Origin of the sequence: Microbacterium sp. SL62 (assembly GCF_026672635.1) — a bacterium.
Lineage (GTDB): Bacteria > Actinomycetota > Actinomycetes > Actinomycetales > Microbacteriaceae > Microbacterium > Microbacterium testaceum_A.
Genome location: NZ_JAPPRM010000001.1, coordinates 700,021 through 721,323 on the forward strand (window position 1 = coordinate 700,021; position 21,303 = coordinate 721,323).

A 21,303-nucleotide genomic window follows, 5' to 3' on the forward strand; every position below is an offset into this window, starting at 1 on the left:
CTTGACTGTAAAGTCATTGCGTGGCCGCGTCGAACTCTCTCTCCCTGTCCTGGTCCGATGTCGAGGTCGGCGTCATGCACGGCCTCCGCGACTGGACGATGGCGTCCGACGAGCTCAACAGGCACCTCTCGACCTGGATGGGGCTTCCCGTCTCGGACGCCGAGGCCCTCGGGCAGATCGTGTGGGCCGCGCAGTCCGACAGCCCGCTGTCTCCCGCTTCACTGGCCCGGCAGATCGGCATGACGTCGGGGGCGGTGTCCGTGCTCATCGACCGTCTCGAGCGCGCCGGGTACGTCACCCGCCATCGGGAGGGCGACGACCGCCGTCGCGTCATCGTGCGCCCCACCGCGGCGGCGCTGGCCGGGACCGAGCGCTTCCTCGACTTCGCCGGCGCCGAGATCGCTGCTGCCGTCCGCGAGACGCCCGACGACGAGCTGCGCGTGATCCACGCCTTCCTCCGGCGCATGGTGCACGCCGCGGCCGCCGCCAACACGCGCCTTCGTGAAGAACCCGTATCGACCAGAATCGACACATGACGACCCGCCCCGGCATCCTGCACCTGCTCGCCTTCGCCGCGGAGCCCGGCGGCGGGAACCCGGCGGGAGTCGTCCTCGATGCCACGGGCCTCGACGAGCCGCGCATGCAGCAGATCGCGACCGACCTCGCCTACCCCGAGACGGCCTTCATCACCGCGCGCGACGATCGGCGCGCGCGGGTGCGATACTTCTCGCCCGGCGCCGAGGTGCCGTTCTGCGGGCACGCGACGATCGCCACCGCCGTGGCCCTGGCCGAGGCGGAGGGCCCCGGTCCCTTCGTCTTCGACACCGCGGCCGGCGAGATCGCCCTCGAGACCACTGTCGACGCCGACGGTCGCGTGACGGCCGGCTTCACGAGCGTCGACCCGGTGCAGAGCGAGCTCGATGCCGAGGTGGGGCGGCGGCTGCTCGGCATCCTGAATCTCTCCGCGGACGATCTCGACGTGCGCCTGCCGCTGGCGCAGTCTTTCGCGGGCAACACGCATCCGGTCGTAGCGGTGGCCTCGCGCGAGCGCTTCGACTCGTTCGACTTCGACCCGGCGGCCCTGCGGGCGCTGATGGACGAACGCGGATGGGCGGGCACCGTGATGGTCGTGCACGCGGAGAGCCCGGATGCCGAGGCGTTCGAGGCCCGCAATCTGTTCCCCGTGGGCGAAATCACCGAGGACCCGGCGACGGGGTCGGCGGCGGCCTCGCTCGGGGCGTACCTGCGCGACCGCGTGGGGCGCACGGCGCCCTTCTCGTTCACCGTCCGACAGGGGCGGCACGTGGGACGGCCGAGCGAACTGCGCGTCGACGTCCCGGCGAGCGGCGGCGTGCGCGTCAGCGGGACGGCGACGCCGCTCGAGCACTGACGTCGATCACGCCGGCGTGCGCACCGCCGCGAAGCGGTTGCGCCGACGCAGGGCGAAGCCCAGACGCTCGTACGCGGCGATCGCACCGACGTTGCTCGCGGCGGCGTGCATCATCGCGCGGTCTCCCCGCTGCTGGATGTGGAACGCGACGTCGAGGACGAGCCGCGAGGCGAGCCCCTGGCGGCGGTGGTCGGCGTCGACGGCGACCGCGCTGATCTCGGTCCAGCCGGCGGGGTGCAGGCGCTCGCCCGCCATCGCGACGAGACGACCCTCGCGGCGGATGCCGATGTAGCGGCCGAGCTCGTAGGTGCGGGGGCGGAAGGGGCCGGGCTGGTTCCGCGCGACGATGTCGATCATCTCGGCGGCGGCGTCGGCTCCCAGCTCGATCGCTTCATCGTCGGGACGGGTGCGAAGGGCGTCCGTCTCGACGAGCTGCACACCCTCGCCGCCACCGACCCACTCCCAGCCGGTCGGGATCTCGCCCTCGAAGCCCGAGAGGCCCACGTCGGCGCCGGGCCCGACGAGGTCGCGCAGGGCCTCCCACACGTCCGGATCGTCCCAGGTGCGTACGGCCACGAAGGGGGCGACGTCCTCGGGATAGCGCTTGACGAGGTCGCCGCCGATCGCGAAGTGCGCGTGCGGACCGGCGAGGGCATGCCACGCGGCGTTGTCGAGCACGGTGGCGTCGGCGTGCGGAACGGGGAGGGCGGAGGTGGTGGTCATGGGCATCCGTTCTGGGGGAGGTGCACGTAAGACAACAGCGTCAGGCGCTGCGCATTCCGCGGGGCCTCAGCGCACCCCGGCGGGGGCCCGCGCGGCGAGGGCGGCGGCGACGGCCCCGGCGATCCGGTCGGTCTGTCGCAGCGACAGCGAGTCGGAGCGCGGGCGGGTGAAAGCCCCGGCCTCCATCGACGAGGTGAAGGGTCCGATCGCGAACATCGCCGCGCGCGCGTGCCCGTCCCGTGCGACGACGCGGCCGTCGGCGTCGACGTCGATGCGCCCCAGCGAGCCGGTGAACGTCTCGTCCGACACGTGCACCTCGCGGCCGTGGCGGCTCGCGAGCTCGCGAAGCGCGGGGTTCTCGCTCGCCGAGGCGGTGGCCGCGGGCAGCCACGCGTCGATCAGTCCGCGCGCGCTCACCTCACCCGCGGTCCGCGGTGACGACGCGACGAAGCCCCGGTCCGCGTCGACGTGCACGGTGATGTCGGGCCCGAGGAAGCGCACGATCCCGGCCTCGGCGAGAGCGAGGAACTCTTCCAGCCGGTGCGCGGGCGGCCCCGAGGCGACGTAGCTGAAGAAGGCGTGCCAGGTCACCGGCAGGTCGATGGCGCGGGACCGCGCGCTCCACCGTTCGGTGGGGATGTCCGAGAGCCCCAGGAACGACGACAGGATCGTGAGGAACAGCGCCTGCGCCGCACTGCGCTCCTGGGTCGTGCGCAGGTGTAGATCGTCGACGATGTGCCGGAGCACCCTCTCGTGCACCTCGGCGGGACCCGCGAAGCTCTCGTCGCCGAGCGGCACGTCCAGCGCCCGCACGTCGAAGCGGTCGAGGGGATCGGGTACCACCGCGGCCGCGGCGCGGCGGAGGGCCGCGGTGTCGGCATCCACCTTTCGAAGGGTTTCGCGGAACACCTCCCAGGTCGTGGCGACGCGCTCGGGGTGGCCGGTGAACAGCTCCCGGTAGTGGCCCCACACGAGCTCGCGGGCGATGAGCGGCCACACGTCGTCGAGGAAGTCGATGGTGCCCGGGCGGGCGAGCAGCTCCGCGACCGCGGCGGGGGTCAGCACCTCGCGCACGGGCGGGTCGCCCTGCAGCTGCGACGATACCTTCGAGCGATAGGGCACGCCGCGGCGGGATCCGAGGTGCAGCCGCGGCTCGAGTCCCGACGGTTCGTAGTGCAGCCGTCCGTCCGCGTGCCGGGTGAAGACCCCGCCCCGGCCGGCGGTGAGCAACACCACGGCGTCGACAGCGGCCAATCCCATTCCGCGGACGATCACGTCGTCGCCGGGGGCGAAGACGGAGAGGTCGGCGTCGGCGGTGAACGCCGGCGGGACGTAGGTCAGCCCCGCGCCCACGGCGGCGTCCCGAAGGACGACCACCGCGTCCTCGGGCTCGCGCGCGTTGTGGCCCATCGCGTAGACGAGCACGTCGGCGGGCAGGCGGATGCCGTCGGCGAGAGCGACCTCATACCCGTCGAGGGTGTCGTCGACCCACTGCACGGTCCCCTCGTGCCACCGCACCTCGACCCCGGGCGGGGCGATCGCGACCGTACGACGCCAGAACCAGTCGAGGTACGCGCTCTGCAGTCGTCGCGTGGGGAAGGAGTCGAGGCGGAGGCTGCGCAGCTCGGCATCCACCTCCGGATCGTCGATCGCGACGTCGGGGAGGGTGCCCGCGCGCACCCGCTCGGCCCACTCGATGAGCGACGGCCCCGAACGGATCGGCCCGGCGATCGTGCAGGACTCGTCGGTGAAGACGGTCACGTCGCGCGCCATCGAGTTCAGCTTCAACAGGGGCGACTGCTCGCGCCGCCAGATGCGCCCCGCCCCCGGGGGGAACGGATCGACGAGGGTGATGCGCAGCGGGCCGAGTGCCCGCCGCGCGAGCAGGCGCTCGACGAGCATGACCGCGCGCGGTCCCGCCCCGACGATCACGAGCTCGGTCATCGCACCCCGGCGTTCGCGGGGACCGGGGGCAGGCCGAGCAGGTCGTGCAGCGTGGCGCCCTCGTCGTACGAACGGCGGAACGACCCGCGCTCCTGCAGCAGCGGCACGACCTTGTCGGTGAACTCGTCGAGGCCGTGCGGGGTGACGTGACCGACGACGGTGAACCCGTCGGTGGCGCGTTCCTGCACGTAGCGGTCGATCTCGGATGCCACGTGCTCCGGTGTCCCGACGAAGGTGTGCGTCGCGGTCAGGCGGATGACGAGCTCGCGGATGCTGAGGCCCTCGGCCGCGGCCTGCGCGCGCAGCGTACCCACGCGGGTGCGGACCGCCGCGTGACGACCGGCGAAGCCCTGCGCCGTCTCGACGCCCGTGTCGGGCTCGAGGTCGGGGAGTGGGCCGTCGGGGTCGTAGCCGCTCAGGTCGCGGTTCCAGATCTGCTCGAGGTAGGTGATCGCCGTCTGCGGCCGCACCTGGGCAAGGGCGATCTCCCGCGAGCGCTCGCGGGCCTCGTCGGCGGTGTCGCCGAGCACGAAGGTCGCGGCCGGCAGGATCTTGAGCGAGTCCTCGTCGCGACCGTTCGCGGCGAGCCGGCCCTTCACGTCGCGGTAGAACTGCTGCGCGTCGTCGAACGCGGTGTGCAGCGAGAAGATCACGTCGGCGTGCTGCGTGGCGAAGTCCCGGCCGTCGGGGGAGTCGCCCGCCTGCACGATGACCGGTCGCCCCTGCGGGGAGCGCGGCACGTCGAACACCGCGTCGACGTCGAACAACCGCGACTCGTGCCGGACGCGCTCGATGGCGTCCGCGCGCAGGAACTCACCCGTCTCGGCATCCGCCTCGATGGCATCGTCGCGCCACGACGACCACAGCGCCTTCGACAGGGCGGCGAACTCCGCGGCCCGCACGTACCGGTCGGCGTGATCGAGGTAGCCGCCGCGGCGGAAGTTCGCGCCGTGGAACGCGTCCGAACTGGTCACGGCGTTCCACCCCGCGCGGCCGTTCGACAAGAGGTCGAGGGTGCCGAGCTGCCGCGCCAGCTCGTACGGCTCGTTGAAGGTCGTGTTGAGCGTGCCGACCAGGCCGATGTGCTCGGTGACGGCGGCCAGGGCCGTGAGGATCGCGAGGGTGTTCGGGCGTCCCGCGACGTCGAGGTCGTGCAGCTGCCCGCGGTGCTCGCGCAGCCGCAACCCCTCGGCGAGGAAGAGGTAGTCGAAGAAGCCGCGCTCGGCCGTGCGCGCGAAGTGCTCGAACGACGAGAAGTCGATCTGGCTGCCCGCGCTCGGGTCGGTCCACACGGTGGTGTTGTTCACACCCGGGAAGTGCGCGGCGAGGTGGATCTGCCGACGGGTCATGCGCCGACCTCCTGACGGGCGTAGCGACTGGCGAGACGGGGGAGTCCGAGACGTTCGCGGAGCGTGGGCGCCCCCTCGTCGGGGAGCAGGATGCCGGCGGCCGCCGCCGCGGGGACGACCCGGTCGGCTATCGCGTCGAGGTCGGCCGGAAGCCGGGCCGGTCGTAGGCGGACCCCGTCGACGCCGGCCGCGGCGAGGGCCCTGATCTCGCCCACGACGTCGACGGCGGTCCCCACCACCACCCGGGCGTCGGTCGTGAGCGGTGCGCGCTCCTGCAGGCGGGCCCACACGGCTTCGGCCTCGGCGCGCGAGTCCTCGACGAGCACGAGCAGGTCGGCGAAGACGCGCAGGTCGTCGCCCCCGTCGAGGTCGCCGAGGATGCCCCCCACCGCGGTCGCGTCGGCGGGAGTGATGAACACGAGGTCGGCGTGCTCCGCCGCGAAACGGTAGGGGACCGTCTGGTGCGCGAGAGCGGTGATGAGGGGTTGTCCCTGCGGCGACCGCGGCACGATCGACGCGCCCGTGATCGAGAAGAACTCCCCCTCGAACTCGACGTTGTGCACCCGCTCGCGGTCGAGGAACTTCCCCGACTCGAGGTCGCGGACGATCGCGTCGTCCTCCCACGAGTCGGCCAGACGCCGGATGACGTCGGCGACCTCCCCCGCCTCGCGGAAGGCGGCGAGAAGCGCGGGGTCGTCTTCGACGCGACCGGATGCCGGCAACCTGGCCGGTCCGTCGGTGCGGCGCCCGAAGTTCCGGCGCTCCTGCGCGGTCGAGCCCGCGACGAGTCGGACACCCGCGCGGCCGCCGCTCACGTGGTCGAGCGTCTGCAGGCCCGTCGCCAGGTGGAAGGGCTCGGGGTGGGTCGTCGTCGCGGTGGGGACGAGACCGATCCGGCGTGTGGCCGGGGCCAGGAACGACGCCAGCAGCACCGCATCGAGACGCCCGCGGGCGCGGTCGCGGCGGGTCTCGGCATCCGGCTCGAACGATCGTCCGCCCAGGCTCAGCGCGTCTTCGATCGTCGCGAGGACGAGTCCCGCTCCGTCGGCCCTACGGGCCAGGGCGCGCCAGTAGGCGGCCGAGGTCAGCTCGGTGGGCCGGGCCGTGGGCTCGCGCCACGCAGCCGGGTGCCAGCCGGCCCCGTCCAGGGCGACGGCGAGGTGGATGCGGTCGGGCATCGGGGCTCCTTCGGTCAGGCGAGTGCTGCTCACTGTCGCCCGGACCGCGACACGGCTCAATGCGTGACGTAACGAAACGCCTCGAATCGTCATGAACCGACGACGGGGGCGGAACATACCGGCCGCGCCTCACCGATCGTTCGACTGTGACGCCGCGCGACACACGATGTCGATCGGTGACGTCTCGCGACGGACGGTGTCGCTCGGGATGAGCGCTCGTCCGGTTCCGCCTAGCTTCGGCTGCACTCCCGTCCCGTCTGAAAGGTGCTGCCATGAGCGTCCCCACCGCGATCGCCCCGTTCACGGGCGTGCTCGCCCTGCTCGACGATCTGCGTGACGAGGCGCCCGGCATCGAGGTTCGCCCACCCTCCGCGGTGACGGCGGAGTTCTCGTTCGACGCCGGCACCGCTCCACGAACGGGCGCCCCCGTGACGGACGGCCCCGCGGTGGCGTTCCCCACCTCGGTGACCGAGGTTCGGCAGCTCGTGCGTCTCGCCGCCCGCCACGGCGTCAGCATCGTGCCGCGCGGGGCCGGCACGGGTCTCTCGGGCGGCGCGACCGCCCGTGCCGAGCAGCTCGTCGTCTCGACCGAACGGCTGAACCGCATCGTCGAGGTGTCGCCCGCCGACGAGGTCGCCGTCGTCGAACCCGGCGTTCTCAACGCCTCGCTCAACGAGCGACTGGCCCCCCTCGGCCTGTTCTACGCCCCCGACCCGGCGAGCTGGCGTATCTCGACCATCGGCGGCAACATCGCGACCAACGCCGGGGGCCTGCGGTGCGCCAAGTACGGCGTCACGCGCGAGTCGGTTCTCGCCCTCGACGTCGTGCTCGCCGACGGCAGCCTGGTCTCGGTCGGACACCGCTCGATCAAGGGCGTCACGGGGCTCGACCTCGTCTCGCTGTTCGTCGGGTCCGAGGGGGTGCTCGGCATCGTTGTGGGGGCGACCGTGCGCATCCGCCCGCTCCCGGTGGCGCGCCGGACGCTCACGGCGTTCTTCGATTCCACGGCCGCGGGTGCCGCGGCCATCGGGGCGATCACGGCCTCGCGCGTTCGTCCGAGCGTCATCGAGTTCCTCGATGAGATCACCCTCGACGGCATCGACGCCGCGCAGAACTCGGGCCTGCGCGCCCGGGGCGCCGCCCTCCTGCTGATCGAACTCGACGGCTTCGGCATCGACGAGCAGACCGCCGAGCTGACCGCTGCGCTCGTCGCGGCCGGCGCACGGGTCGAGGTCGAGAGCGAGACGGATGCCGAGACCCTCTGGGAACTGCGACGCTCGGGCCGACGTTTCGACGCGGACACGTGGTTCGCCGGGGGCGACGTCGCCGTGCCCAAGTCGCGCATCGCGGAGGTGTTCGCGAGGTTCCCCGCGATCGCCGACCGGTTCGGGGTCGACGTGAGCGCCGTCGCGCACGCGGGCGACGGCAACCTCCACCCGGTCATCTCGCTGCCCATCCCCGCGGGCGTCGATCCCACCGCCGTGCCGGCCGCCGTCCACGACGCCGCCGACGCGGTCGTGCGCGCGGCGCTCGCCGTTGGCGGCACCGTGAGCGGTGAGCACGGCATCGGCACCGTCAAGCGCGCCCTCGCCGCGGAGGAGCTCTCCGTGCGCGTGCGCGAGGCGCAGCTCGCCGTTAAGAACGCGCTCGATCCCGCCGGTCTGTTCAACCCCGGCAAAGCCCTGTAACCCGTCCCCACAGCCCGAGGATTCCCATGACCTTCGCCCGCCGTCCCCGCCGACGCCTTCTCGGCCTCGCCTCCGCCCTCACCGTCGGCGCCGTCCTGCTCAGCGGATGCGGTGCCGCGTCGACAGCAGCTCCCGCCGACGCCGAGCCGAAGACCGGCGGCGACCTCGTCTTCCTCATCGACTCTCTCGGCGCCACCTGGATCCCGAACAACAGCTCGATCTCGAGCTACCAGGGCCAGATCTGGGGCAACGTCACCGACAAGCTCGTCTACGTCGACGCCGAGGGGAACCTCAGCCCCTGGATCGCCGAGAGCTGGGACGAGAACGCCGACAAGACGCAGTTCACCCTCCACCTGAAGTCGGGCGTCACGTTCTCGGACGGCACGCCGCTCGATGCCGCCGCGGTCGTCGCGAATCTCGACATCTGGGCGAAGGGACGCCCCGACGAGGGCATCAACCGCATCGGTCTGTTCCCCTCCGCCAACTATCAGGGAGCGGAGGCGGTGGATGCCACGACGGTCACGGTCTCGTTCTCGGCCCCGACGCTCAGCTTCATCCCGACGCTGGCGTACCACGGCTCGATCCTGCTCTCGCCCGAGACCCTGGCGCTCCCCGCCGATCAGCAGGCCGACCTCACGAAGGACATCGGCAGCGGCCCGTTCGTCGTCGAGAAGGTCGCCGAGGGCGACAGCGTCGTCCTGAAGAAGCGCGACGACTACAACTGGGGCCCCGAAGCCGTCGGACACGAGGGCGCCGCCTACCTCGACACGATCACGTACAAGCAGGTCGCCGAGCCGACGCTGCGCACCGCCTCGGTCGAGTCGGGCCAGGCCCAGGTGGCGTACAACGCCAGTCCGCAGGATCTGGAGGCGCTCAAGCAGGAGGGGTTGACCGTCGAGACGCCCCGCTACCTCGGATTCGTCAACGGCTACGCCCTGAACACCTCCGTCGCCCCGTTCGACGACATCAAGGTGCGGAAAGCGGTGCAGCACGGCATCGACCGCGACGAGATCCTCTCGACCGTCTACACCTCGGACTGGCACGCGGCCGAGTCGTTCTTCCAGAGCACCGTGCCCGAGGCGACCGATCACACCGCCGATTTCGCGTACGACCCCGAGAAGGCCGCCGCCCTGCTCGATGATGCCGGCTGGGTGAAGGGCGCCGACGGCGTGCGCACCAAAGACGGCCAGAAGCTGTCGTTTACGCTGTACCCGAACCCCTACCTACAGGCCTCGCAGTCGGTCGATGAGCTCGTCGACCAGCAGCTCACCGCCCTGGGTTTCGAGGTGAACCTCGAGACCTACGACGTCCCCACCTACGGCCAGAAGGTCATCGGCAACGCGACCGTGCCGGCGACCGAGATCACCCGCAGCTTCGTCGACGTCGGAACCGTCGCCGGTGTCCTCACCTCACAGAAGAAGGGCGACGAGGACTGGTTCAAGCTCGGCACCTCGGATGCCACCCTCAACGACCTGTCGACGCGCATCGCCACGGCCACCGACCGCGACGCCCGCGCGAAGGTCGCCGACGAACTGCAGACGTACGTGTTCGACCAGGCCTACTTCGTCCCGCTGACGCAGATCGTGCAGCGCGTGTACGTGCAGGCCCCGGAGGTGAGCGGCGTCAGCTACAACGGCCTCGCGTACGCGTACTACCTGGACGCCTGGCTCAACGGCTGACGTCCGAGGAGGGGTGGGTGCGCGGCATCCATCCCTCCCGGCCCTCGTCAACGAAAGGAGAGAGCATGCTCCGCACCTACGGCCGCTTCGCGCTGCGGCGCACCGGTCAGGCGATCGTCGTCGTGCTGCTGGCGTACCTGTTCACGTTCGTCGTGATCAGCATCCTGCCCGGCGACCCCATCACGAGCACCCTGCGCAATCCCGACAACGGCTTCACCGAAGACGACATCGCGCGCATCGTCGCGTACTACGGGCTGGACCAGCCCTGGTGGGTGCAGCTCGGGTCGTCGCTCGGGCGCTTCCTGGTCGGCGACCTCGGCGTGTCGCTGCGGTCGAACCTGCCGGTGAGCACACTCGTGTTCGATGCGCTGGGGTCCACGCTCAGCCTCGCGGCGGTGGCGCTGCTCGTCGCCGTCGTACTGGCCGTCGTGATCGCCTACGGCACGCAGTTCCTGCCGCCGCGGTTCGGTCAGGGCGTGCTGCGCTCGCTACCGTCGCTGTTCCTGTCCGTGCCGAACTTCGTGATCGGCCTCCTGCTGATCCACGTGTTCGCCTTCGGTCTCGGGCTGTTCAGCATGATCGACACCGAGACGCCGTGGGGCACCTTCTTCGCGGCGGTGGCTCTCGGCATCCCGGTGTCCGCTCAGCTCGCCGAGGTGCTGATCGCCTCCCTCGATCACGAGTCGCGGCAGGAGTACGTCGCGGTCGCCCGCTCGCGCGGCCTGCGCCAGGGCGCGCTGTTCGCGCGGCACCTGGTGAAGCCCTCGTCGCTGCCGACGGTGACGGTGCTGGCGCTGATCGTCGGTGAGCTGCTCGGTGGCGCTCTCATCACCGAGGCGATCTTCGGTCGGGTCGGCCTCGGCACCCTCGTGGAGCAGGCCGTGGCGGGACAGGATCTCCCGGTGCTGCAGGCGGTGGTCTCGCTCGCGGCCATCGTGTTCGTGATCGTGAACCTCCTCGCCGACCTGGCCTACCCCCTTCTGGACCCCCGCGTGTCGATCGGCGCGCGAGGACGCACGGCCACCGCGGGGCCCCGCGACGATCCCGCGCCGCTGCTGCGCGAGGAAGTGAGCATCGTATGACCTCCGCGCCCCTCGCCGCCGCACGCACGGAGCGCCCCGCCCCGCCGAGTTCTCCGCCGCGATCCGCCCCGGGGGGACTGCTCGCCCGGGCCCGCGGCATCCGTCTCGCCGTTCCGGTCAGCGTCCTCGTGTCGTTCGCCGTGGTCGCCGTGGTGCTGGCCTTCTCTCTCGCACCGACCCTCTTCACGTCGCAGAACCCCGCGCAGGGCGTGCCGGCCGACAAGCTGCAACCGCCGAGCGCGGCGCACCTGCTCGGCACCGATCACCTCGGTCGCGACCTGTTCGCGCGCATCGTGTTCGGCGCCCAATCCTCGGTCACGAGCGCTCTCGTCGCGGTGGGGATCGGGGTGGTCGTCGGCGGCCTCATCGGCCTTCTCGCGGGCTACCTCGGATCCTGGACCGACGTCGTGCTCGCGCGCTTCGTCGACGTGCTGCTCGCGATCCCGGCGTTCCTGCTCGCGGTCGTGATCGTCAGTTCGCTCGGGTTCCAGACCATCAACGCCGCGATCGCGACGGGCGTCTCGGCCGTGGCGGTGTTCGCCCGCGTGATGCGGTCAGAGGTGCTGCGCGTGCGCTCCTCGGTGTTCGTCGAAGCGGCACGTCTCCAGGGCGGGTCGACCCTTCACGTGCTGTTCCGGCACGTGCTTCCCAACGCCTCGCGCTCGCTGATCCCGCTCGCGGTGCTGCAGTTCGGGCTGTCGATCCTCGTGATCGCGGGGCTCGCCTTCCTCGGCTACGGCGATCCGCCCCCGGCATCCGACTGGGGTCTGCTCATCTCGGCGGGCAAGGACTACCCGCGCGCGCCGTGGCTCGTCGTCTGGCCCGCGCTGGTCGCGGTGGCGACCGTGCTCTCAATCAACCGCATCAGCCGCTGGCTCCGGAGGACGTCATGACCCTCGCCGTTCCCTCGCTCCCCGACGCTCCGACGGCGACCTCCCTCTTGCGGGTCGAGGATCTCTCCGTCGCGTACGGTCGCACCCCCGTGGTGCACGAGGTCTCGTTCGCGATCCCCCGCGGCGGCAGTCTTGCGCTCATCGGCGAGTCGGGTTCGGGCAAGTCGACGATCGCGCGGTCGGTGCTGCGGTTGCTGCCCCGCGGCGCGGGGAAGGCGCAGGGTCGCGTCGCGTTCGACGGGCAGGAGCTGCTGGGCCTGTCGGAGGCGCGGTTCCGCCCGTTCCGCGGGCGCCGCATCGGCTTCGTGCCGCAGGACCCCTCGCACGCGCTCAACCCGGTGCGCACCGTCGGCTCGCAGGCGCTCGAGGCGGCCGCGCTGACCGACGCCCCCGACCGCCGCGCGGCCGTCCTCGACGTCTTCGCCCGAGTGGGTCTGCCCGGTCCGGTCCGGGTGTACGACTCGTACCCGCATCAGCTCTCGGGTGGCATGCTCCAGCGCGTGCTGATCGGGCTCGCGGTGCTGCCGCGCCCCGAGCTGCTCGTCGCGGACGAGCCGACGAGCGCCCTCGACGTGACGATCCAGAAGCGCATCCTCGACCTCCTCGACGAGCTGCGCGGAGAACTCGGTATCGGCCTGCTGCTCATCACGCACGACCTCGCGATCGCGGCCGAACGCACCGACGAGATCGTGGTGCTCAAGGAGGGACGGATCCAGGAGGCCGGCGCCACCCGAGCGGTGTTCGCTGCTCCGGCCTCGGCGTACACACGGCAGCTGCAGGCCGACGCGCCGGCGCTGAACCCGGATCGCTATCGCCGCGACGCCGACGAGCGCGGCGTCGACGCGTGGACCACCGACACCACCTCGTCCCGGATCGAGGTGCGCGGGGTGTCGAAGTCCTTCGACGATGCCGCCCGCCCGGCGGTGGCCGACGTCTCCTTCCGCATCCCCGCCGGCACGACGCACGCCCTCGTGGGGGAGTCGGGCTCCGGCAAGACCACGACGGTGCGGGTGCTCCTGGGGCTCGAGACCCCCGACAGTGGGCAGATCCTCATCGACGGAGCGGAGATCGCCGGGCGCACGGCCGCTGAGCTCCGCGGCATCCGTCGCCACCTCCAACTCGTCTACCAGAACCCCTTCACCTCACTCGATCCCTCGTGGAGGGTGGGGCGGATCGTGCGCGAGCCGCTCGACCAGTACCGGATCGGCACGCGCGCCGACCGGGCGGCGAAAGTGGCGGAGGCTCTGGATGCCGTCGGCTTGCCGCTCCACCTGGCCCGCCGTCGCCCGGACGCGCTGTCGGGCGGCCAGCGTCAGCGCGTCGCGATCGCCCGCGCCCTCGTGCTCGAACCCGACGTCATCGTGCTCGACGAGCCGACCTCGGCCCTCGACGTCACCGTGCAGGCGGGGGTGTTCGACGTGCTCCTCCGGCTGCAGCGCGAGCGCGGCCTCACCTACCTCTTCGTCTCGCACGACCTGGCGCTGGTCCGCCAAATCGCCGACACCGTTTCGGTGCTCAAGGACGGCCGTGTCCTCGAGGCCGGCCGCGTTGCCGACGTGCTCTCGCACCCGCGTGAGGACGACACGCGCGCGCTGGTCGACGCCATCCCGTCCCCCCACCCCCGGAGCCCCCGATGACCCTGCTCTCCCCGACCCGTGCCCGCCCCGCGCTGATCGAGGCGTTCACCGCCCCGAGCGGATTCGGCGACCAGACCCTGCGCGATCGCCGACCCGACGCGATCGAGCTGCTCGGTGGCATCCCGGATCCTTCCGTCCTGCCCACCGCGGAACTCGCCGAGGCGACCGCCCGCGTGCTCGCGCAGCCGGGGGCGCCCGCGCTGCAGTACTCGCGGACCGAGGGCATTCCGGCGCTGCGCGAGTGGATCGCCGCGCGCGAGGGGGTCGCCGTCGAGCGGGTGCTCATCACCAACGGCGGCTTCCACGGTCTGGCGATCGCCGTGCAGGCGGTGCTCGAGCGGGGGGACCTCGTCGCGGTCGACAATCCCGTGTTCCCGCTGTTCCTGCGCGGTCTGCAGTTGGCCGATGCGCGGGTGCTGCCCATTCCCGTCGGTGCCGAGGGTCTCGACGTCGACGCGCTGGCCGCCGAGCTGCGCGCCGGTGCGCGCCCGGCCGCGGTCTACACGGTGCCCGAGTTCCACAACCCTTCGCAGTCGTCGCTGCCCACCGCGCGTCGGCGCCAGCTGGTCGACCTTGCCGAGCGGTACGGGTTCGTCGTGTTCGCCGATGACCCGTACCGCGAGCTCCGCTTCGCCGGCGAGCCCGGATCGCTCACGCCGTTCCACGAGTCCGATCACGTCATCCACGTCAACACCTTCACCAAGACCCTCGGCCCCGGCCTGCGGTTGGGCTGGGTCGTGCTGCCGGAGCGTTTGATCCCGGATGCCGTGGCCCTCCGCAGTCGCCAGGATTCGCACTCATCGACGTTCGTGCAGGCCGTCATCGCCGAGGTGCTGACCAGCGACGCGGGGCTCTTCGACCGCGTGCTCGGGCGCGCACGGTCGCTGTACGGGACCCGCGCCGGCGCATTGGCCGAGGCGCTCGAGGCCGAAGCCCCCGGGGAGTTCGAGGTCACCGTGCCCGAGGGCGGGTTGTTCCTCTGGCCACGCCTGCGCGACGACCGCATCGACCCCGACCGCCTGGCCGCCGACGCGAGCGCTGAGGGCGTGGAGTATCAAAGGGGCTCGTTCTTCCCCTCCGGCCCCGGCACCGATGCCAACCGCCACCTGCGCCTGGCATACGGCGACACATCCGAGGAGCGGCTGCGCGAGGCGGCAGCGCGGCTGGGGCGGGCGGTGGCGCGGCAGCGCTGACGCCGGGCGCGTCTCTCGTCCGCGGTTCGCGCAACCTCCGCGATTCGCGCAACCTCAGTCGAGTCGGGGCCTTGGTGACTGAGGTTGTGCAGATGACTGAGCTTGTGCGCGCGAACCCTGCCGCCGCGCCCGCCGCCCCATACCCTCCGCGTTCCTCACCCCGTCAGCCCCGTCGAACGGTGCCGACGGAGCCGGCGCAGATCGCTGAGTTTATGACGCGGCCGCCGGCGACCACCCCAACAGCGGCCCGAGGCGCCCCGCGATGTCCTCGAGGATCTGCTCGTAGTCAGCCGCAGCGAAATCGAACGGCAGCGCGAACGCGACCTCGTCGACCTGCGGAAAGGACCGCGACGACAGCAGCCGCTCAGCGATCTGCTCCGACGTGCCGATGAGGTCCTCCGCGAACAGCAGCCCGCGCGGCCCCTGAGGGATGCCGACCCTCCCGCGCCGCGACTCGGCGTACGCCTCATAGCGTCGGCGCTGTTCGGGCGTGGCGGTGTCGGTCGGTACCACGACGAGCCCCTGCGACACCCGCGCGTTCTCCCCGTGGGGGTGCGTCTCGCGGTAGAGGCGGATCTGCGCGTCCTGCTCGGCGTCGAAGTCGGTCGAGTGCACCGACTGGATGACGCTGCTGGTGAGCAGGTGGAAGCCGTTCGCGGCCGCCCAGGTCGTCGAGGTGGGACTTCCTGCGCCGTACCAGAGCCGATCGGCAAGACCCGCGGAGTGCGGCTCGACCCGCTCGGAGTACTCCTCGATCCCCTCTCTGCCGGCGAAGGGACTGACTCGCTCTCCGGCGAGAAGACGGCGCAGTCGGGCCAGCCGCTCGTACCCGAAGTCCTCGTGGTCGGCGGTGTCGGGGTAGAGCGCGGGGGCGATCTCGTCGAGACGTCGGGGCGGTCCGACCGAGAAGCCGGGCTCGAGGCGCCCGCCCGAGAGCACGTCGACGGTCGCGAGGTCTTCCGCGAGGCGCAGCGGGTTCTCCCATCCGAGCGGGATCACCGCGGTCCCCAAACGGATGCGGCTCGTACGTTGCGAGGCCGCGGAGAGCACCGCGACGGGGGAGGAGATGCCGTACTGCAGGTGCCGATCGCGCAGCCACGCGCTGTCGAAGCCGAGCCGCTCGCCGCGCTCGATGATCGACAGCGTCGTCTCGTGGCCGGTGCGCGGGTCGTCGCGATCGAAGAGGCCGATGGTGAGGAAGCCGAGGGAGCGCAGCGGGCGAGTCACACCGTCACGCTAGACCCGCGGGCCACGCCGGGCGCGACCGCGACGAAGCGTGACAGCGGGTGACGCCGCGTTTCCCCCCGCGCGCCCGAGACGGGCGTCGCGATGCATGCTGGAGGGGACCCGTCCTCGAGGGAGAACGATGACCGAGAACTTCGCCGAGCAGTGGACCGCTTGGCACGAGGCGCACGAGCGTCGCCGTGCCGACCCCCACGGATTCCTGGCCATCACGGGCCTGTACTGGCTGGGCGAGCGGCCCGCCGGCATCCCGGGCCTTCCGGGCATCTGGCACACCGGGGAAGACGGGCCCGTCGTCGATCTCGCGGAGGGGGAATCCCTCGAGGTCGAGGGTGGGACGCTGCGCGGCCGGTTCGCGTTCGGTCCCCTGGACGAGCGCGGCGACGTGACCGTCGGCTTCGATGGCGGGGTGATCGAGGTGGCCCGCCGGGGTGGCCGCGACCTCCTCCGACCCCGCCGGCCGGACGCGGCCTACCTGTCGCGGTACGCGGGGACTCCCGCCTATCCGGCCGATCCCCGCTGGCGTATCGACGTGCGGTTCGAGGCGTACGCCCACCCACGGGCGTACGAAGTCGGAGCGGCCGTCGACGGTCTGACGCACGTCTACGACGCGCCGGGAGAGCTCGCCTTCGAGTTCGACGGCGTCTCTCATCGCCTCGTCGCCTTTCCCGGTCATCGACCGGGCGAGCTCCTCGTCCTCTTCACCGACGCCACCAGCGGCGTCACGACGTACGCGGCGAACCGGTCGGTCACGGTCACCGCACCGGACGCCGAGGGCCGCACCGTCATCGACTTCACCCGCGCGACGAACCTCCCCTGCGCCTACACCGACTTCGCGACCTGCCCCCTGCCGCCGGCCGAGAACCGTCTGCCGTTCGCCGTCGAGGCGGGCGAGAAGACGCCGCTGTCCCGCGCTGAGGGAGTGGCGACGGATGCCGGCATCCAGGCGGCCCGCTCATGACGGGTCGAACGACGATCGGCGCATGGGCGATCGAGAACGTCCCGTGGGAGGACGAGCGGGCCGTGGCCCTGCGCGCGGCGATGGACGAAGAGATCAGCCCGCGCTACGCCGAGGTGTACGCGGCCTTCGACGACGAGACGCGCGCCCTGCTGGCCGAGGACTTCGCCGTCGACCCGGTCACGATGGTCGAGGTGATCCTCGTCCGGGATGCCGAGGGCGTCGCGGTCGGTCATGCTGCGCTGCGTCAGCTCGGCGACGAGCTTGAGGTCAAGCGCGTCTTCGTCGACCCCCGCGCGCGCGGTCGCGGTGCGAGCCAGGCGCTCATGAGCGAGCTCGAACGCCTCGGTCGGGAGCGCGGCGCGGCGCGGCTCATCCTGCAGACGGGCAACCGGCAGCCCGAGGCCATCGCCCTGTACGTGAGGCTCGGGTACCGCCCGATCGACATCTATCCGCCATATCTGCGGTTCCCGGCCTCTCGGTGCTTCGAGAAGGTGCTGACGGACTGAGCCGCGCGCGCTCGCGCAGCGATCCCGCATCCTCAGTTCCATCGGGGGATGCCGACGGAGTGTGCGCGGATCGCTGAGGTTGCGCGCCCGGCGCCGCGCGTCGCGGGCCCTTGCTCGCTCAGCGATCCGCGCAACCTCAGCCCGATCGGGGGGATGGCGGCGGAGTCTGTGCAGATCGCGGAGGTTGTGCGCCGCGCTCTACAGGTCGAACCCGAACGCCCGCAGGTCGAGGAACCGCCCGGGCTCCACCTCGACCGGATACTCGCGCTCGCTCAAGCGACGGAAGCCGAGCTTCGCGTAGAGCGCGTGCGCGCCGAGCATCTCGGGGCCGATGTTCATCACCACGCGGGTCGCGCCACGCTCGCGCGCGAGGTCGAGCACGTGCCGCGTGAGCAGCTCGCCGACGCCGCGGCCGCGCGCCGACGGTGCCACCGCGAGCTGGCGGAAGTCGAGCTCACCCTCGCGGGCCAGGGGCGAGAGCCGCTCGCCGGGCCGCGGGGTCCACACCGTGCCGACGATCCCGTCCCCGTCGAGCGCGACCCATACCTCGCCCTGCTCCACCCGGCCGGAGACGTCGGCGAGCGAGGCGAGGTACGCCTCCGACAGCCCGTCGTAGCTGGCGCGGTAGGCCTCGGCGGTGATCCGCCCGGCCTCCGCGTACTCGTGCGGGGCCACGAGTCGGACGGTGAGGGTTGTTGTCATGGCATCCATTCCATCAGGCGTGCGAGGGGCCCGGCCTCGAAAGACCGGGCCCCGGCGAGTCAGGACTTCGGGAGTCCCGGCGGGTTGATCTGCGAGGTCGAGATGCCCTCGGAGTCGAGGTTCCAGGCCTTGAGCACCTCGGCGTACTTTCCGCTCGTGATCAGGCCGTTCAGCACGATCTGCACGGGCTTGACGAGGCCGTTGCCCTTTTTGGTACCCGCGGCGATGTCGGCCTGCAGCGGGTACCCGCCCGGAACCACGCCGACGACCCTCGTCTCACCGGTGTCGCGCGCCGCCCACGCGGCGGTCGCGTTCGGCCCGAACGTCGCGTCGACGCGGCCCGAGAGCAGGGCGAGGGTCGCTGCGGCGTTGTCGTCGTAGTACTGCAGGTCGGCGGGGGTCTTGCCGGCGGCGGAGAGCTCCTGGTTCCAGCTCAGCAGCACCTTCTCTTGGTTGGTGCCCGAGCCGACCACGATCTTCAGCCCCGAGATGTCGTCGGCGGTCTCGATCTTCGCGATCGAGCTGTCGGCGCGCACGGCGAAGCCCAGCAGGTCCTGCCGGTAGCTCGCGAAGTCGTACAGCTCCTTGCGCTCCTCGGTCACCGTGACGTTGGCGGTGATCAGGTCGTATTTTCCCGACTGGATGCCGAGGGGCCAGTCCGCCCACGCCACCACGACCGGGTTGTACTCGAGGCCGAGGCCCTCGGCGATGAGCGAACCGATATTGGGCTCGGTGCCCGACGGCAACGTCTCGCCCTCGGGCACGTAGCTGAGCGGCGGGGTGAAGGCGCCCACCGCGACCGTCAGCTTGCCCGGCTCGATGGGGGTGAAGCCGCTCGCCTTCAAGGCAGCGACGGCGTCGGGCACGGCGTCGGTGTGCACCCATTCCGCAGGGGTGTTCGTGGCGGATGCCGAGGGCTCGGGCGCCGCGACCGCATCGGCCGGTCGATTGAGGCCGATGGTGACGCCGACGCCGACGACGGCGACGAGGGCTGCGGCGATCACGCCGAGGGCGATGCCCTGCTTCTTGCTGAGTGCCATGCTGTGTCTCCTTGTGAGGGTGTGGATGCCGCGTCGCCGGTGTCGCGTCGCGGGGTCTGGTGGGTCGGTGCGCTGCGGGTTCCGGTCCCTTCGACGGCTCAGGGACCTGGGTGGCGAGGTGGCCGAGCCTGTCGAAGCCACCGGGGGAGCCGACGCGTCAGCCGAGAACCTTTGCGACGAACTCGCGGGTGCGCGCGTGCCGCGGTCGGGTGAGCACCTCGTCGGGCGTGCCCTCCTCGACGATGCGGCCCTCGTCGAGGAAGACCACGCGGTCGGCGACCTCGCGGGCGAAGCCGATCTCGTGCGTGACGATGACCAGCGTGGTGCCGAGCTTCGCGAGGTCGCGGATCACGTCGAGCACCTCGCCCACCAGCTCGGGGTCGAGGGCGCTCGTCGGTTCGTCGAACAGCAGCACCTTCGGCTGCAGCGCGAGGGCGCGGGCGATCGCGACGCGTTGCTGCTGACCGCCCGAAAGTTGGCGAGGGTAGGCGTCGGCCTTCTCGGCGAGGCCCACCCGGTCGAGCAGGCCGAGGGCGAGCTCGCGGGCCTCGGCCTTGCTCAGGCGCTTGAGCGCGAGCGGTGCCTCGGTGATGTTCTCGAGGGAGGTGAGGTGCGGAAAGAGGTGGAAGTTCTGGAACACGATCCCCACCTGGGTCCGCCGCTGCAGGATCTCGCGCTCGCGCAGCTCGTGCAGCTTCCCGTGGCGCAACTCGTAGCCGATGAATTCGCCGTCGACCGTGACCGAGCCGGCATCCACGGTCTCGAGGTGGTTGATGGTGCGCAGCAGCGTCGACTTGCCCGAGCCGCTCGGGCCCAGCAGGGCCACGACCTCGCCCGGCTCGACGGTGAGGTCGATGCCCTTCAGCACCTCGACGCCGTGGAAGCTCTTGCGCACGTTATGCACCTCGACGAGTCCGCGGGTGGCGGTGACCGCGCTCATGCCCGGCCTCCCTTCGGGGCGGCGGGGGTCTCGGCATCCGGCCCTCTCGGGGAGCGGGCGAGTCGCCGAGCCGCGCCCACTGCGTGCTGACCCAGGTGCGTGCACGCTGCGCCGGAGTCGGCGGCAGAGCCCGGGCCGAGCCGCGGGCGTAATACCGTTCGATGTAGTACTGCGCGATGCTCAGGATCGTCGTGATGAGCGTGTACCAGACCACCGCGACCAGCAGCAGCGGGATCACGCGGCTGTTGCGGTTGTAGATCACCTGCACGGCGTAGAACAGCTCGGGGATGGCGATGACGAAGACGACCGACGCGCCCTTCACGAGCCCGATGATCTCGTTGGTGGCGTTGGGCACGATCGAGCGCATCGCCTGCGGCAGGATGATGCGGAAAAGACGACGGGATGCCGGGATCCCGAGCGCCGCCGCCGCCTCGTGCTGACCGGGGTCGACCGAGACGAGCCCGCCGCGGATGATCTCGGCCGAGTACGCGGCCTGGTGCAGCCCGAGTCCGAGGATCGCGGCGGCGAACGCGCTGACGAGCTGGACCGTGGGGAACTCCACGATCCAGAAGTCGGTGGTGAAGGGGGTGCCGAGTCCCAGCGTCGGGTAGAGGTAGCCGAGGTTGTACCAGACGATGATCTGCACGACGAGCGGCACCGAGCGGAAGAACCAGATGTAGCCCCACGCCACCGATGCCAGCAGCGGCGACGCCGACAGGCGGCCGAGGGCCAGCAGCGTGCCGAGCGAGAAGCCGACGACGGCCGAGATCACGGTGAGCGAGAGCGTGTAGCCGATGCCGATCAGCACCGGCTCCGAGAAGAAGTACTGCGCGAACGTCCCCCACATGTAGCGGTCGTTCGTCACGAGGCTCCAGGCGAACTGGGCGACGACGAACAACAGCAGGGCGCTGAGGATCCAGCGCCACCAGTGACGGGTGGGCACGACGGCGATGGTGCCGAGATCGACCTTGGCGGTCGACCCGGGCACCGTCGCGGGCGCTGTCGAGCGGTCGGCGGGGGCCGGCGCGGTGGTGGTCATGACGTGCTCCTCGGGCTTTCCGAAACGGCACGGGGTGCCGGTGGGTGACCGAAACGCTATGACGGGGTCGAACGGCCCGCGAGGCGCCGATTCACACGTCGAAACGCCCCGCCACGC

General features: G+C 71.6%; 19 protein-coding genes. 10 read left to right on the forward strand and 9 right to left on the reverse strand.

Annotated features, from left to right (window positions below; translation table 11 throughout):
- The first annotated feature begins 20 nt into the window (after positions 1-20).
- Positions 21-536 (forward strand): MarR family winged helix-turn-helix transcriptional regulator, encoded by a 516-nt coding sequence (locus OVA26_RS03285; protein WP_268102966.1) that lies wholly within the window; start codon positions 21-23, stop codon positions 534-536.
- Entirely contained in the window at positions 533-1,390 is an 858-nt protein-coding gene (locus OVA26_RS03290; protein ID WP_268102967.1) for a PhzF family phenazine biosynthesis protein, read from the forward strand. Before OVA26_RS03285 ends, OVA26_RS03290 begins: the two co-directional genes overlap by 4 nt.
- 6 nt (positions 1,391-1,396) lie before the next feature.
- Here the strand turns inward: OVA26_RS03290 and OVA26_RS03295 are convergent, their stop codons facing one another.
- The 4 genes from OVA26_RS03295 to OVA26_RS03310 all read right to left on the reverse strand — a co-directional run bounded on the left by OVA26_RS03295 (position 1,397) and on the right by OVA26_RS03310 (position 6,584).
- On the reverse strand, positions 1,397-2,113 hold the full coding sequence (locus OVA26_RS03295; protein ID WP_268102968.1) for a GNAT family N-acetyltransferase: 717 nt from the start codon (positions 2,111-2,113) through the stop codon (positions 1,397-1,399).
- Positions 2,114-2,179: 66 nt separating this feature from the next.
- Complete coding sequence (locus tag OVA26_RS03300; RefSeq protein WP_268102969.1) at positions 2,180-4,057, reverse strand: FAD/NAD(P)-binding protein; 1,878 nt, start codon at positions 4,055-4,057, stop codon at positions 2,180-2,182.
- On the reverse strand, positions 4,054-5,406 hold the full coding sequence (locus OVA26_RS03305) for an NtaA/DmoA family FMN-dependent monooxygenase (RefSeq protein WP_268102970.1): 1,353 nt from the start codon (positions 5,404-5,406) through the stop codon (positions 4,054-4,056). The genes OVA26_RS03300 and OVA26_RS03305 overlap by 4 nt, the downstream gene beginning before the upstream one ends.
- Complete coding sequence (locus OVA26_RS03310) at positions 5,403-6,584, reverse strand: LLM class flavin-dependent oxidoreductase (protein WP_268102971.1); 1,182 nt, start codon at positions 6,582-6,584, stop codon at positions 5,403-5,405. Before OVA26_RS03310 ends, OVA26_RS03305 begins: the two co-directional genes overlap by 4 nt.
- A 272-nt stretch (positions 6,585-6,856) precedes the next feature.
- On the opposite strand from OVA26_RS03310, the gene OVA26_RS03315 reads away from it, so the two are divergent.
- The 6 genes from OVA26_RS03315 (at position 6,857) to OVA26_RS03340 (ending at position 14,756) form a co-directional block, all read left to right on the forward strand.
- Positions 6,857-8,272 (forward strand): FAD-binding oxidoreductase, encoded by a 1,416-nt coding sequence (locus OVA26_RS03315; protein WP_268102972.1) that lies wholly within the window; start codon positions 6,857-6,859, stop codon positions 8,270-8,272.
- Between the two features lie 26 nt (positions 8,273-8,298).
- Positions 8,299-9,951, forward strand: a complete 1,653-nt coding sequence (locus tag OVA26_RS03320) for an ABC transporter substrate-binding protein (RefSeq protein ID WP_268102973.1) — start codon at positions 8,299-8,301, stop codon at positions 9,949-9,951.
- A gap of 65 nt (positions 9,952-10,016) precedes the next feature.
- Positions 10,017-11,033 carry an ABC transporter permease gene (locus tag OVA26_RS03325; RefSeq protein ID WP_268102974.1) on the forward strand — a complete coding sequence of 339 codons (1,017 nt, stop codon included), beginning with the start codon at positions 10,017-10,019 and terminating at the stop codon, positions 11,031-11,033.
- Entirely contained in the window at positions 11,030-11,926 is an 897-nt protein-coding gene (locus OVA26_RS03330) for an ABC transporter permease (RefSeq protein ID WP_268102975.1), read from the forward strand. The genes OVA26_RS03325 and OVA26_RS03330 overlap by 4 nt, the downstream gene beginning before the upstream one ends.
- Positions 11,923-13,563 carry a dipeptide ABC transporter ATP-binding protein gene (locus OVA26_RS03335; RefSeq protein ID WP_268102976.1) on the forward strand — a complete coding sequence of 547 codons (1,641 nt, stop codon included), beginning with the start codon at positions 11,923-11,925 and terminating at the stop codon, positions 13,561-13,563. Before OVA26_RS03330 ends, OVA26_RS03335 begins: the two co-directional genes overlap by 4 nt.
- Positions 13,560-14,756 carry an aminotransferase-like domain-containing protein gene (locus OVA26_RS03340; RefSeq protein WP_268102977.1) on the forward strand — a complete coding sequence of 399 codons (1,197 nt, stop codon included), beginning with the start codon at positions 13,560-13,562 and terminating at the stop codon, positions 14,754-14,756. Before OVA26_RS03335 ends, OVA26_RS03340 begins: the two co-directional genes overlap by 4 nt.
- Positions 14,757-14,966: 210 nt before the next feature.
- On the opposite strand, the gene OVA26_RS03345 is transcribed toward OVA26_RS03340, so the two are convergent.
- Complete coding sequence (locus OVA26_RS03345) at positions 14,967-15,983, reverse strand: LLM class flavin-dependent oxidoreductase (RefSeq protein WP_268102978.1); 1,017 nt, start codon at positions 15,981-15,983, stop codon at positions 14,967-14,969.
- A gap of 139 nt (positions 15,984-16,122) precedes the next feature.
- Here OVA26_RS03345 and OVA26_RS03350 point away from each other — a divergent pair, with 139 nt between their 5' ends.
- Positions 16,123-16,959, forward strand: coding sequence for a DUF1684 domain-containing protein (locus OVA26_RS03350; protein ID WP_268102979.1), 837 nt, complete (start codon positions 16,123-16,125; stop codon positions 16,957-16,959).
- A complete protein-coding gene (locus tag OVA26_RS03355; protein WP_268102980.1) occupies positions 16,956-17,465 on the forward strand; it encodes a GNAT family N-acetyltransferase in 510 nt (169 codons plus the stop codon). Before OVA26_RS03350 ends, OVA26_RS03355 begins: the two co-directional genes overlap by 4 nt.
- 198 nt (positions 17,466-17,663) lie before the next feature.
- Here OVA26_RS03355 and OVA26_RS03360 read toward each other — a convergent pair whose 3' ends face one another.
- From OVA26_RS03360 to OVA26_RS03375, 4 genes are all read right to left on the reverse strand, one after another.
- The gene (locus OVA26_RS03360; protein ID WP_268102981.1) at positions 17,664-18,167 is read right to left on the reverse strand and encodes a GNAT family N-acetyltransferase; all 504 of its coding nucleotides are present in this window, start codon (positions 18,165-18,167) and stop codon (positions 17,664-17,666) included.
- Between the two features lie 59 nt (positions 18,168-18,226).
- A complete protein-coding gene (locus tag OVA26_RS03365; protein ID WP_268102982.1) occupies positions 18,227-19,207 on the reverse strand; it encodes an ABC transporter substrate-binding protein in 981 nt (326 codons plus the stop codon).
- A gap of 157 nt (positions 19,208-19,364) precedes the next feature.
- Entirely contained in the window at positions 19,365-20,147 is a 783-nt protein-coding gene (locus tag OVA26_RS03370; protein WP_268102983.1) for an amino acid ABC transporter ATP-binding protein, read from the reverse strand.
- Positions 20,104-21,186, reverse strand: coding sequence for an amino acid ABC transporter permease (locus OVA26_RS03375; RefSeq protein WP_268102984.1), 1,083 nt, complete (start codon positions 21,184-21,186; stop codon positions 20,104-20,106). The genes OVA26_RS03370 and OVA26_RS03375 overlap by 44 nt, the downstream gene beginning before the upstream one ends.
- Positions 21,187-21,303 lie beyond the last annotated feature (117 nt).